The organism is Aquimarina aggregata (genome assembly GCF_001632745.1).
GTDB lineage: Bacteria > Bacteroidota > Bacteroidia > Flavobacteriales > Flavobacteriaceae > Aquimarina > Aquimarina aggregata.
In genome coordinates, this window is record NZ_LQRT01000001.1 from 338,535 (window position 1) to 350,867 (window position 12,333).

Consider the following 12,333-nt stretch of genomic DNA (forward strand, 5'->3'; position numbering starts at 1 on the left):
CCCATTAAGGGTATTTAGATGTATACAAAAATCAGTCAATTAATTACTTATTGCGTTACATCAGGTTAAACCTACTTTACATATATCACACTTTTTTGTAATATTTAGAAATGAGGACATCTAGCCAGTTATACGATAATATCAATTATAAATCTTCAAGGTTTTGCTTACGTTTTTCCTTTAGTTGCTTATAAAATGTAGGTGTTAATCCTGTGATTTTTTTGAATTGATTAGATAAATGCGCAACACTGCTGTAGTGAAGCTGATGTGATATCTCAGTAAGATTTAATTCATCATAAATAAGCAATTCTTTAACTTTTTCAATTTTATGGATAATAATAAATTGCTGAATGGTAATGCCCTTTACTTCAGAAAAAATATTTGCTAAATATGTATAATTATAGCCAACTTTTTCACTTAAATAATCAGAGTAATTAACTTTAGGCAATTCATCTGTGTAATGTATCATTTCGATAATGACATTTCTGATTTTCTCAATTAGAATACTTTTTTTACTTTCCATCAATTCTAAGCCCGATGTACTTAGGTTTTTCTTTAATTGAATACGTTGGTCTATAGTTATATCTTCTAATAGTTCAATAACACCTAATTCTAAAACGACATAACGTAATCCAATTTTTTTCAGTTCTTCTTTAACCAAAAGTTTACATCGTAAACTGACCATATATTTAATGAATAATTTTGTACCCATGTTTATAGAGATATTTATTTTATTATGAGAATCAAGAATTTATATTATTCTTGAAAATGTCGCCTAGGCACAAGCTTTTGCAAACGTAGTATAGTTGATATTTCTCTACTCCTTTTTTCCTCAATAATTGTATCCTTAGTAAACGAGATGATGAAATTTTCTCCGACATATGTATTGATATGTAATGGATACTTTTCAAGTATAACAGACAGAATTTCATTAATCACCAATGTTTTTTCAAATCCAGATGCAGTTTTATAACAAAACGAATAACCGTCCTCAACCTGCCCTTGATAAATCCCCTCTAATTGTCTTATCTGATTTATTTCTTGGGAAGGAGAAATAAAAAATGAATTCAACAGTATTAGGAGTAATTTTATTCGTGTTGTCATTTTTTGACTTTTGCAAGGAGTTTTATTTTTAGAATATATGCTTAAGTAACCCCAATTAGGTTTAAATTTGGATCTTAGATAATCAAAATTTATATACATCATAAGTATAAGACATAAAAAGCCATCTTAAATAGATGGCTTTTTAACATTTTGGTGATACAAGATCTGTTATTTGATCAATTCAACATTGACCGCATTCATTCCCTTTTCACTTCTTTCTGTCGTAAATTTTACGTTATCGTTCTCACGAATTTCATCTATAATACCACTTTGGTGAACAAAGATATCCTCGTCCGAATCTTTGAGTTTAATAAAGCCAAATCCTTTGGCACTATTAAAAAATTTTACTGTTCCTTCTTTCATTACTTAATATTTATTTGATACAATTATTTATCTCGTTTCTTCGTGTTTTTTTGAAATGTTGGAGTTTATTATTTGTGGGGAATTTAGATTTTTTAATACTATCTCTTTCGTTTTAAGCTCATTTGTATATAATTCGGGAACAGCACATAAACATAAAAACCTAGAAACAAACAAAAATGTCCAATTCTAAAAGCTTGCCTCACGTTGAAATCAGGACCCAAATTGACGCTACTATACTTAAATTTTGTTAAAAAAAATTTGCAATATTGTCGAGAAAAAAGAGAGCAGAAAAAGAAAATTGAATCTGGTAAAACAAGATTAAATTGGAGCTTTCGGAATTTTAACACAGTAAAGATACCTTTAATTCGAATACCATCTCTAAATCATATGTTAAATACTGGCATATCATATTTCATGATTTAAAAATAGGAACAATTAACAGTTAATATCTATTAGTTGTTGGAAATAATTATCATTATTTTAAAAATAAGATCCATGTATAAGCAGATTGTTCACAAAATTAGAAAACCAAACCTCTTTCTAACATAATTTCTTTTGAAAGCCATGCTATATAACCGTGCTTTTATATCAAAGAATCCTACTAAATATCACAAAGAGTTAATCATCATGTTTTTACAAAGAACCAAAATCATAGTTCTTTCGGTTTCCTTAGCCTAAAGAGCAAACAACTAATATGTATTTATTAACTAGCATAATATTACGTAAAACAGGATTTTTAATAAAAAACTGAACACCTATTAATTAGCCCTCAATCTTGTATTATAAAGTTCGATTCCATTACTAGAGGTACCACCTTAAAAGCCCAAACAATATGTTTGGGCTTTTTTAATTCAAAGTTCTAATTTTTAAATATTTAAAACCCTTTAGAGTTTGATATGACTAATTATCAAGATCGAGTTAACTTTGCCATCATTTTCTCAAATTGTTTCTCGACCAGTTTTGGAAACCATTTTTTAAAAAAATGATTTCGCTTTGCGTCATAAGGGTGTATGATCTGAAATTTTCCTTTTGAAGCCTCATGCAGTGAAACCTCAGCAAGTTCATCTGCATTTGTTTTAGAGTATTTCATTTGTTTTTCTGCAAAGGCTTTAAAATCCTGTGATCCTTTTGCACTTTGCATTACATTACTTCTGAAAAACGTTGGTGTTACAACACTTACATGAATATTACTTGACTTTAACTCATGATAAAGTGTTTCAGAAAGCGAATACACTCCAGCTTTTGAAACATTATATGCCGACATTCCTGGACCATTAAGAAAACCAGCTGCACTTCCTATATTAATAATCAAACCCTTCTGTTGTTTTTGCATCATTGGCACAAAATGATGACATCCATAAAACGTCCCCAATAGATTGATACGAATCATTCTTTCCCAGTTTTCTAATTCATAATTTTCAAACAACGCTCCATCTCCTATCCCGGCATTATTGATCAATACGTCAACTTTTGGAGAGTATTCTTGTACTTTGTTAAATACATTACTGTACTCGTTAGTATCACTAACATTTAGGGTATATAAATGAACAGTAGCTGCATTTTCTAATGATCGACTTGATTGTTCTAAGGTTTCTCTATTAATATCAGAAAGATGAAGTGTCCATCCATTTTTTGCTAGCAGTTTGGCATATGCTAAACCAAGTCCACTGCCAGCTCCTGTTATAAAAGCACTCTTATTAGGGTATGATCTATTTAATTTTTCCAATTTCATAACTGTTAACGATAGGTAATTAAACTTGATTCAGATTCTAAATGACTATACTCATTATAAGTACTTAATGAGAGTCCACTTTTACCAACCAATATCTTTGTAATACTTGTATTTACTATTTTTCCTTGAAGGCCCATAAATTGTTGATCTCTTAATCCTAAAAGTTCTAACATAACTACAGCTATAGGACCCCCAGAAGTAAACACCCAAGCTGTTTCTTCTTTTTCTAAACGTGTTGCTAATTCATTTACGCTAGACCATACACGTTCTTTAAAATCAGACCATTTTAAGATATAATCATGCCTATCGTTCATCCAATCTTTGATTGAGTTGTTTAATAATTGTTGAAGCGTTCTTGTAGGATGAGTTTGATTCTTAATATAGCGAGCTAATTCATCAAAGTTTTCAAAATCTGGTTGATGTTTTGCGATTAACTCCATATGATCATATTCATTCCAACAACCATCTTCTGTATACTTTATATCAAGATCAACTGCTTCTGTAGCATGCAATGCAGTTTCATGATGGCGTTTCATACTACCCCCTAAGACATAAGCCGGAACATTTTTTCTTTGTTTTAAAACTTCTCCCAGAATGATCGATTGTTTGACACCTATTTCTGAAAGTTGGTCATAATCCCGTTTTAAGAAACTTGCCTGGCCGTGTCGTATTAGATAAATTACAGACATATTAAATTGCTATACATTTTTTTGCTTAATAACATTCTCGCATGTTTTTATTAAGTACCAAGATGCGATCCAAAAGTTCTTAAAGGCTTTATTTTTGGTATACCCTTTTGAGTAGCGATAATAAATTTGCTGAACTATTCCGGCGAGTCTAAATAAACCGTATACTCTGTAAAAACGAAAATCATCTACTTCTCGCCCTGTTTTTTGACAATAGTAGGTTATGATCTCTTCTCTGGTAAGCATTCCAGGAATATTACTAGGTTGTCTTCTCATTGATTTTGCAAAAGATGTATCATTATCCTCTATCCAATATGCCAAGCTGTTTCCTAAATCCATCAACGGATCTCCTATAGCAGCTAATTCCCAATCTAATACTCCTAAAACATTTGATGGATCAGAAGGGTCTAAGACAACATTGTCTAATCGAAAATCGTTGTGAATCACACAAAGTTTTTCTTCCTTAGGCATATTTTCTTCTAGCCATTTCATCACCTTTTTCCCAGAAGGAACATTCCAGGTCTTAGCATTAGCATACCGTTTATTCCACCCTAAAATTTGTCGCTCGATGTACCCTTCTCCCTTTCCTAGACCCTCTAAGCCTTCTTTTTTATAATCAACTTGATGCAGTTCAATCATTTTATCCCAAAAAGAATAGCAAATTTTTTGAACAGTAGCTTCATCCCAATTAACTTCCTTTGGTAAGTTTTTTCTAAGAATAATACCTTCTAAGCGTTCCATAAGATAGAAAGTAGACCCTAAAACAGATTCATCTTCGCAAACGGCAAGCATTTCGGGCACATATTGATAATGTGGTTTGAGTTTCTTTTGAAGGTGAAATTCTCTAGGCATATCATGGGCTCCTGCAGCTTTTTTACCTAATGGCGCTCTTCTTAAGATAATATCATCTTGTTCAAATTTCAATCGATATGTCCAATTAGATGCACCACCCGAAAACTGTGTAACAGTGGGTTGATCATTAATGGTTGGAATATTTTTTTTTATCCATGGAAGCAGTTTCTGTAAATCAAGTTCTTCTCCTGAACGTTGTTCTTTCTCTAAATCTTTAACCTTAGACATTATGTAAGATATTTTTTAAATTCAAGTCTGGAAATCATACGCATGTGCACTTCATCTGGTCCATCTGCTAATCGTAAGGCTCTTGCTTGTGCAAAAAAACTACTTAACGGAAAATCATCTGATAATCCTGCACCACCATGAATTTGCATAGCCATATCTGTTACTTCTTGTAATACATTTGGCGCTACTACTTTGATTGCAGAAATTTCGGTCATACTATTTTTTACTCCTTCATGATCTATTTTCCAAGCGGCATAATGCGTAAGTAGTCTAGCTTGATCTATGGCTATACGAGCTTTGGCAAATCGTTCTGAATTTCCTCCTAGCTTTGCTAAAGGTTTTCCGAAAGCATGTCTAGTTCCACTTCTAATAATTGCTAATTCCAATGCTCTTTCTGCTGCTCCGATACAGCGCATAGAATGATGAATTCTACCCGGCCCTAGTCTTCCTTGAGCGATAGCAAAACCAGCTCCAAATCCCATAATTAGATTTTTCTTAGAAACACGTACTTCTTTAAAATGTATTTCTCCATGACCAGCAGGTGGATCATACGCACCAAAAGTATTTTGCATACGTATAATTTCTACTCCTGGAGTATCTAACGGCACCAAAACCATACTGTGCTGTTTGTGTTTCTCCTGAAACTTATCGGTTTTACCCAAAACTATAGCCAACTTAGCATCGGGGTGTCCCAATCCTGTTGACCACCATTTTTTTCCGTTTATTACTATTTCATCTCCATCTTCTTCAATAGAAGTTTGAATATTTGTTGCATCAGAGGAAGCTACTTCTGGCTCTGTCATACAGAAAACAGATTTTATTTCACCACTAAGCATAGGTTGTAACCACTTACTTTTTTGCTCTTCACTTCCAAAATGGTACAGCACCTCCATATTTCCGGTATCTGGCGCATTACAATTAAAGATTTCTGCTGCGTTATACACACGTCCCATTTCTTCTGCTAATGGAGCATACTCTAAAACACTTAATCCTTGCCCAATTTTATTGTCTGGCAAAAACAAATTCCATAGACTTTCTTCTTTAGCCAATGTTTTTAGTTCACTCAACTTTGGATGCTCTGTCCATTGGGTCCAGTTACCATCTGCATTATTCTTTTTGTTATATAGTATTAATTCTTTTTCAAAAGGGAATACATGCTTTTTCATAAACGCTTTTAAACGTTCTGTATATTCTTTCGACTTAGCTGATAAGTTAAAATCCATAATTGATAATTAAAATTTTCGTAACATTTTTAAAGGCATAAAAGGCATAATAAGTTTAATAAAATACCATGGCCAATAGGGAACAAAAGTCTTTGCTTTTTCTTTGTTTATTGATTTAACCAAAAGCTTTGATCCTTTGTCAAGTGCAATCATAAAAGGAGGAGGTTTCCCTACTGAGTCTGTCATTTCAGACTCTATATATCCTGGAAATATAGTCGACACCTTGATAGGTTTATGAAGCACATCAACTCTTAATCCTTCGGCTAAACTTTTTACACCCGCCTTGGTAGCTGCATAAACAGTCATTGCTCTTGGGTATCCTCTAAATGCAGACATCGAAGAGATCAGTACAAGATGCCCATGATTTTGCTCTCGAAAGATCTCCATTGCAGCTTCCATCTGGCTAATGGCACCACAAAAATTAGTCATTGCCGTTTGCATATTTTGTTTCGCATATCCCTTACCAAGAGAAGCTCCTTTACCCATACCGGCATTAATGATAACACGATCTAAGGTTTCTCTACTGTTTTTAAAATCTACTTCAAAGGCTTTAAAAACTTTAAATACATCTTCTTGCTTGGTAACGTCTAAAGCTCTCAAGAAAACATGAATGTTAGGATTCAGTTCTTGTAATTCTTTTTTAAGCAATTCAAGTTTTTCAACTCTTCTCGCACATAAAGCTAAATTGCATCCTTGTTTTGCAAATTCTATAGCCATTCCTTTGCCTAATCCAGAACTTGCACCGGTAATTAATATATTTTTTCTTGTCATTGTTATTCAACTCTAATGATCTCAAAATTAGAGAGAAAATATGTTTTAACATTTCACCTATGTTAAAAAACAGACGATATTATGTAGTATTAGCTCTTATCCTACTAAGACTTTGTTGTGTGATCCCTAGGTAACCTGCGATATGACCAAGCTTTGCACGGTAAAAAATATCTGGATACGTTTTTATTAATTCATGATATCTTTCTTCTGCACTTTTAACCTGTAAGTAAATAGCTTTTTTACCAACCGCCATCATAATTTCGGTCATTACTAACCTCCCAAACCGCTCTAAACTATGGTATTCTTGAAACATTTCTTCTAATTGCTCATAAGAAATTGCTCTCACAACAGTATCTTCGATAGCTTCAATTCCTAAAAAACTAGGCTCACGTTTAAAAAAACTTTGTGCAGCAGTTATAATCATTTCTTCACTTGCGAACCAATTTGTGACATCTTTTCCCTTTCGATCATAATAAAAACTACGTAATAATCCTTTTCGTACAAAGAAGATATAATTGCATGTTTTACCTGCTTCTGCTACTATTTCATTGCGCTGAAAAGTAACTTTTTTAGATTTTATCGATAATGCATGAAGTACCTCGTTGTTTATTAGACTTTTGTCAATCTTTATCATATTTCTTTTGATCACCTGATATTACAAAGTTAACCTTTTCTACTATCCAAAATGTCTTTATTATTTCATGTTTTTAGTAACCTATATCAATAAGTCACAAGATGTTTTCTACAAATTCCTAATTGTACCAGACGAGTACCCTTTTGTCCATTTTCTAAAACCTATAATCAATATACTTTTGAATCTCCTAATTTTCTAGGACACGTACATTTAAAAAATCTAAAAATATATAAACACATGGCACAAGAAAAAGCTACCATATTACAACCAGAATATTACCAGCGTAGAGCATCCGAAACTGAAAATGGTTTTGGATATTCATTTGCGGTAAAAATCGGTAACCTCATTAAAGCTTCGGGGGCTGTTAGTATGGACGAAGAAGGAAAACCAACTGCTATTGGTGATTATGCACAACAAATGAAAAATTGTTATGCAGATATTGAGAAAATGTTAATACATTATGGGTGTACTTTTGACGATATTATTGTAGAAAACATCTATACTACAAACATGACTTTATTTATGGAAAATTTAGAATATCGAAAATCGTTATATACCGAAAACCGTTATCCAAAATCGACTTGGTTAGGAGTAAAAGAACTGGCAATGCCAGAACTTATGATAGAAATAGAAGTGGAGGTCTACATTCCATAATAATAGCCATTATTTCTGTTATTGATAAAGATATAAATACTATGAAAAAAGAAAAATTAAATATCACAAGAGGCGCTACGTTTATAGCGCCTCTTATAACAGCAAAAGAACTTAATGCTATTTTAGGGCAATCCCATATCAAGATTTTTGATGTGCGAGGTACCTGGGGTACAGATCCTAGATCGTTATATAACGATTACTTATGGGGGCACATCCCGACTGCAACCTTTCTTGATTGGCGGAAAGAATTTATAGAGCAAGATATTGCGCCTAATTTAGCTCAGGTATCAACATATGAAGCAGCAAAACAATCTTTTAAGACGCTAGGTATCAACAAAGAAGACACGGTAATACTCTATGATGACTATCATCATATGTTTGCTGGTAGAATCTGGTGGGCTATGCGATATTGGGGTTTTGAAAATGTTCGTGTTCTTAATGGCGGTTATAAATATTGGCAATTAGAAGGTTTACCTATTTCTCAAGAGTTTGATAAAATATTAGCAGGTACTTTTGAGCCTATATGTCAAGAACATTTGCGAGTATCGCTTCCTGATTTTTTGATTAAAAAAGATAGTGCCTGTGTTTTAGACGGTCGTGGTATTGCCGGATACAACGGAAAACCAGAAGACCCAAGAACCGGACATATTCCTGGAGCAATTAGTGCTGCATATAACTCGCTTATAGACAAAAACACAGGACTTTTTCTAGAAAAGGAAGCAATTATCAAATTATTTGATGAAACTATACCCAATTGGCGTACTAGCAATATTATTTCTTCTTGTGGTGCTGGATATTCTGGAACAGTTGTAATGATAGCATTAGCAAACTTAGGTATTCAAGCAAGTCTGTTTGACGGATCTTTCTCTGTATGGAAACAGGACCCTGAAAGACCTGTAGTACAATCCTTTTGAGGTTTAAAAATGAAAAATACATTAATTCTATTTATAATATTTATGACATCCACTACAGCTACTTTTGCACAAATATCTGATCGAGAGTTAGTCGAAAACACATTAACCAACTATATGGAAGGTGGCAAAAACAATGACTTTACCACCTTGAAAAAAGCATTTCATAATACTGCAACCATGAAGTTTATCGGTGATCAATATACCGAAGTGAACGCATTAGAGTTCTTTGAAGAAAAAATGATTAAGGGTACTGTAATCGATAGAACCAACAGAATACATGATATTAGTATTTCTGGCAATGCTGCAAGTGCGAGGCTAGAACTAGAGTATCCAACATTTACGTATATAGATTATATGAGTCTTTTAAAAATAGAAGGTGAATGGAAAATCGTAAGTAAAATATTTTCTAAAAGAGAAAAACAGAACTAATTTTTATGACTTCTAAAGCACAATAACAAATATGAAGTTCCATAAGTTTATTCTAATGGAATTTCATATTCTAACTAGCTTTTATAAAAGAGGTGTTATGCAGTTCTCCTAAAAAATCTTTTAATGATATGTCTTCAGATAACCCTAATTTAATTTTAGCTCTATAGCGTGCCGTTTTAACTGTATTGGCATTAACATTTAACAAATCGGCAGATTCTTTTATAGATAGCCCTAATTTTACTAACAAACAATGTCTTATATTGGTTTTAGAAAGCTCAGGATAAAGTTCTTTAAGCTCTATTACTAAACCCGGATATTGAGATTCTATCCGCTCTGTTAAATTAATATTAGAGGTATTATTCTTTAAAAACCTATCAAATGTTTTTAATGATTTCTTCAAATCTTCAGCAGTACCTTCGTTAATAACCGTGCTAAACTGATCTCTAATTTCCTTTAATCCTTGCATTTTGTTTGTAATTCCGATAAGTGTAGCCGAAAGTTCATCTTCTCTCAATTTAATATGATGTTGTAAAATTTTCTTTTCGTTCTTTTTTAAACTTACAATCTCTTTTTGAGATTGATTGTTTTTATGATAATGAATAAAAGCAATAATCCCAATTAGTAAACAAGCAATACCAAGAAATAAGCTTATAATGTATTGTTTTTGCCTATTATTTGCTTTAGCCAAAATAACCTGCTTTAGCTTTATCTTTTCATTTTCTTCAGCGGTTTTAATAAGGTCTAATTTGGTTTCATAAAATTCGGTATAGATTTTTTTCTCCAGGTCTCTTATACTATCAACAATGTGACTTTTTTGAGTATTATAATACAAAGCAGAATCTTTTTTGCCCAATTTTATATAATAACTGGAAAGATGATCATATAATTTAGGTCGCTCATTTGCTGGTGATTTTTTAATTGTTTTTCGCATTGCGCTTACGGCATTTTTAAACTGCCCTAATTCTTTATATGAAAGCGCTAAAAATTCATAATGATTTACTACTCCTCGAGGTAAATACTTTTTTAATAAATTAAAATTAGCCATTAATGAATCTATAGACTTTTGATACTCCTTTTCATAATAGAAATTATGTGCTTGAAATACCTTTGCATACGCATAATGAAGGCTATCTTGATTTTGTGCAGATTCCTTAATAACCTCTTCTAATACTATTCGGCTTTGCTTAGGCTTTTTTAAAAATTGATAAGCAACAGCAAGTGAAACCTTCATAACATTTTTCGACCTTACGTCTACATGAATAGTGTCTTTTATGATTTTCTGAATTTGGTTAATAGCCAATTGATACTGTCCTTTATAAAAATAACAATCTGCAATTCCTCGATTTAATCTAAATTTAGTTTTCACATCATTCTCATCATATATTCTTAGGGCATCTATATGATATGGCAGTGCATATTCAGGAAGAGCAAAGTCATATAACAAAATATATCCCATAGCGCGTAAATATTCTAATTGTAGGTCTTTACTAGGATATTTTTTTTGGTGTTTTTCAAATTTCCTACTGTGATAAAACAGGCTGTCAATATTAGGGTGAGTAGTATAATATTGGATGGTTTCTAAATGAGACCTTAAAATACCTTTATGATACTTTAGTTTTCTTGACTTTTTTAATACATTTTGATACAAGTGATAATCTCTAGAACTATAATTACTTCTATCTAATTGCATCAAACTATCAATTTGTTTACTGAGTTGTAATGTGTCTGTTTCTACTTGAGCTAAAGAGACAAAACAAAAAAGATGAAAGCCTAAAAAAAGTAATAAACGCATTGGTTTTAATTTTTTGTGTGTTGGTTATCTATACAACGCTTATTCCTCCAACTACCCTACTCTTTGGTCTATAACAAAAGAAAATTTTAGAGATTTTTTTTATCGGAAATTGAAAAATTAGATTAATGCTAACCAAATGATACCAGTACATGATGACCTTTTGATGACCTGTTTTTTGTTAATTAAGTAGTGTAACAATTTAATTTTGCAATAACAATTTATGGCATTTCGAAATGTAAAAAAAACATACAGTTGTTGTAACAATAGTTGGGTTAATATCCATGTACTAGTGAATTGGATTTAACTCATGAAACACAAATTTTTTAATCCTTAATCTTTTTTTATGAAAACCTTAAAAATTAATGCTCTTTTTGCCTTTGTAGTAGCTATCTCAATGATGTCTTGTGACAAAGAAGAATCTTCTAATCAAGATCAATTATCTGTTGAGAATGAAGTTGTCGAATTCGAAAATCGTTTACCAAAACAGGCAGCAGAAGAAGGTGATCCTGGCGATAGTGTCTCAGACTGTAGTTTTGATGGATTAATAGAAGCTACTGTTCGTATCGGGCATTTTGTTGGAGTAAATGAATTTCCAAATCAGTTCGGTGCAGACACTCAAGTAGAGTGGAAAATAAATGGCTCAGTGGTTAATCCTAGAAGACCTCGATTTGTTAGAGTGAATGATCACGTTTCACAAGCAGGACCAGTTGAAGTTTGTTATAGTGCCACTTCAACAGATTGTCAAACAATAAACGAATGCGTAACTATTGACTTTAAAGGATAAGTCCATAAAGCTTTTAAAAATAGAAATTCGGATGATACCATATTATCCGAATTTCTTAAAGTTGAATTTAAAACAAAAACTTAAAAGTTTTGCCAGTTAATGAAGGATCGACAGGTTGAGTATGTTGAGTATCCTAAAACAGCAACAATCCATTATTTATTTTCTTT

Annotated in this window: 14 protein-coding genes; 4 read left to right on the plus strand and 10 right to left on the minus strand. The window is 32.2% G+C overall.

Going from position 1 to position 12,333, the window contains the following annotated elements:
- Window positions 1-145: 145 nt before the first annotated feature.
- The 9 genes from AWE51_RS01385 to AWE51_RS01425 all read right to left on the minus strand — a co-directional run bounded on the left by AWE51_RS01385 (window position 146) and on the right by AWE51_RS01425 (window position 7,593).
- Window positions 146-712, minus strand: a complete 567-nt coding sequence (locus AWE51_RS01385; RefSeq protein WP_232517320.1) for a helix-turn-helix domain-containing protein — start codon at window positions 710-712, stop codon at window positions 146-148.
- A gap of 44 nt (window positions 713-756) precedes the next feature.
- Window positions 757-1,104 carry a hypothetical protein gene (locus AWE51_RS01390; RefSeq protein WP_157765995.1) on the minus strand — a complete coding sequence of 116 codons (348 nt, stop codon included), beginning with the start codon at window positions 1,102-1,104 and terminating at the stop codon, window positions 757-759.
- Window positions 1,105-1,272: 168 nt separating this feature from the next.
- A complete protein-coding gene (locus tag AWE51_RS01395) occupies window positions 1,273-1,467 on the minus strand; it encodes a cold-shock protein (protein WP_066308376.1) in 195 nt (64 codons plus the stop codon).
- Window positions 1,468-2,374: 907 nt separating this feature from the next.
- The gene (locus tag AWE51_RS01400) at window positions 2,375-3,199 is read right to left on the minus strand and encodes an SDR family NAD(P)-dependent oxidoreductase (RefSeq protein WP_066308379.1); all 825 of its coding nucleotides are present in this window, start codon (window positions 3,197-3,199) and stop codon (window positions 2,375-2,377) included.
- Between the two features lie 5 nt (window positions 3,200-3,204).
- The gene (locus tag AWE51_RS01405) at window positions 3,205-3,888 is read right to left on the minus strand and encodes a histidine phosphatase family protein (RefSeq protein ID WP_066308381.1); all 684 of its coding nucleotides are present in this window, start codon (window positions 3,886-3,888) and stop codon (window positions 3,205-3,207) included.
- Window positions 3,889-3,897: 9 nt separating this feature from the next.
- Entirely contained in the window at window positions 3,898-4,965 is a 1,068-nt protein-coding gene (locus AWE51_RS01410) for a phosphotransferase family protein (protein ID WP_066308383.1), read from the minus strand.
- Window positions 4,965-6,188 carry an acyl-CoA dehydrogenase family protein gene (locus AWE51_RS01415; RefSeq protein ID WP_066308385.1) on the minus strand — a complete coding sequence of 408 codons (1,224 nt, stop codon included), beginning with the start codon at window positions 6,186-6,188 and terminating at the stop codon, window positions 4,965-4,967. Before AWE51_RS01415 ends, AWE51_RS01410 begins: the two co-directional genes overlap by 1 nt.
- A gap of 9 nt (window positions 6,189-6,197) precedes the next feature.
- Window positions 6,198-6,959, minus strand: coding sequence for an SDR family oxidoreductase (locus AWE51_RS01420; protein WP_066308388.1), 762 nt, complete (start codon window positions 6,957-6,959; stop codon window positions 6,198-6,200).
- Window positions 6,960-7,038: 79 nt separating this feature from the next.
- Complete coding sequence (locus tag AWE51_RS01425; protein WP_082832267.1) at window positions 7,039-7,593, minus strand: Crp/Fnr family transcriptional regulator; 555 nt, start codon at window positions 7,591-7,593, stop codon at window positions 7,039-7,041.
- 237 nt (window positions 7,594-7,830) lie between these two features.
- Between AWE51_RS01425 and AWE51_RS01430 the strand changes: the two genes are divergently transcribed.
- Genes AWE51_RS01430 through AWE51_RS01440 form a run of 3 tightly spaced genes read left to right on the plus strand, consistent with a single transcriptional unit; the run spans window position 7,831 to window position 9,590 of the window.
- On the plus strand, window positions 7,831-8,247 hold the full coding sequence (locus AWE51_RS01430; RefSeq protein ID WP_066308391.1) for a RidA family protein: 417 nt from the start codon (window positions 7,831-7,833) through the stop codon (window positions 8,245-8,247).
- Window positions 8,248-8,288: 41 nt separating this feature from the next.
- Entirely contained in the window at window positions 8,289-9,161 is an 873-nt protein-coding gene (locus AWE51_RS01435) for a sulfurtransferase (protein ID WP_066308398.1), read from the plus strand.
- Between the two features lie 9 nt (window positions 9,162-9,170).
- The gene (locus AWE51_RS01440; protein WP_082832268.1) at window positions 9,171-9,590 is read left to right on the plus strand and encodes a nuclear transport factor 2 family protein; all 420 of its coding nucleotides are present in this window, start codon (window positions 9,171-9,173) and stop codon (window positions 9,588-9,590) included.
- A gap of 70 nt (window positions 9,591-9,660) precedes the next feature.
- Here the strand turns inward: AWE51_RS01440 and AWE51_RS01445 are convergent, their stop codons facing one another.
- Window positions 9,661-11,382 (minus strand): tetratricopeptide repeat protein, encoded by a 1,722-nt coding sequence (locus AWE51_RS01445; protein ID WP_066308404.1) that lies wholly within the window; start codon window positions 11,380-11,382, stop codon window positions 9,661-9,663.
- Between the two features lie 343 nt (window positions 11,383-11,725).
- Here AWE51_RS01445 and AWE51_RS01450 point away from each other — a divergent pair, with 343 nt between their 5' ends.
- Window positions 11,726-12,166, plus strand: a complete 441-nt coding sequence (locus AWE51_RS01450) for a hypothetical protein (RefSeq protein WP_066308407.1) — start codon at window positions 11,726-11,728, stop codon at window positions 12,164-12,166.
- Window positions 12,167-12,333 lie beyond the last annotated feature (167 nt).

What these genes read in the sequence shown, in the direction of transcription:
- AWE51_RS01385 (WP_232517320.1), bottom strand. Translation starts at nt 712, where the DNA reads ATGGGTACAAAATTATTCATTAAATATATGGTCAGTTTACGATGTAAA.
- AWE51_RS01390 (WP_157765995.1), bottom strand. Translation starts at nt 1,104, where the DNA reads ATGACAACACGAATAAAATTACTCCTAATACTGTTGAATTCATTTTTT.
- AWE51_RS01395 (WP_066308376.1), bottom strand. Translation starts at nt 1,467, where the DNA reads ATGAAAGAAGGAACAGTAAAATTTTTTAATAGTGCCAAAGGATTTGGC.
- AWE51_RS01400 (WP_066308379.1), bottom strand. Translation starts at nt 3,199, where the DNA reads ATGAAATTGGAAAAATTAAATAGATCATACCCTAATAAGAGTGCTTTT.
- AWE51_RS01405 (WP_066308381.1), bottom strand. Translation starts at nt 3,888, where the DNA reads ATGTCTGTAATTTATCTAATACGACACGGCCAGGCAAGTTTCTTAAAA.
- AWE51_RS01410 (WP_066308383.1), bottom strand. Translation starts at nt 4,965, where the DNA reads ATGTCTAAGGTTAAAGATTTAGAGAAAGAACAACGTTCAGGAGAAGAA.
- AWE51_RS01415 (WP_066308385.1), bottom strand. Translation starts at nt 6,188, where the DNA reads ATGGATTTTAACTTATCAGCTAAGTCGAAAGAATATACAGAACGTTTA.
- AWE51_RS01420 (WP_066308388.1), bottom strand. Translation starts at nt 6,959, where the DNA reads ATGACAAGAAAAAATATATTAATTACCGGTGCAAGTTCTGGATTAGGC.
- AWE51_RS01425 (WP_082832267.1), bottom strand. Translation starts at nt 7,593, where the DNA reads ATGATAAAGATTGACAAAAGTCTAATAAACAACGAGGTACTTCATGCA.
- AWE51_RS01430 (WP_066308391.1), top strand. Translation starts at nt 7,831, where the DNA reads ATGGCACAAGAAAAAGCTACCATATTACAACCAGAATATTACCAGCGT.
- AWE51_RS01435 (WP_066308398.1), top strand. Translation starts at nt 8,289, where the DNA reads ATGAAAAAAGAAAAATTAAATATCACAAGAGGCGCTACGTTTATAGCG.
- AWE51_RS01440 (WP_082832268.1), top strand. Translation starts at nt 9,171, where the DNA reads ATGAAAAATACATTAATTCTATTTATAATATTTATGACATCCACTACA.
- AWE51_RS01445 (WP_066308404.1), bottom strand. Translation starts at nt 11,382, where the DNA reads ATGCGTTTATTACTTTTTTTAGGCTTTCATCTTTTTTGTTTTGTCTCT.
- AWE51_RS01450 (WP_066308407.1), top strand. Translation starts at nt 11,726, where the DNA reads ATGAAAACCTTAAAAATTAATGCTCTTTTTGCCTTTGTAGTAGCTATC.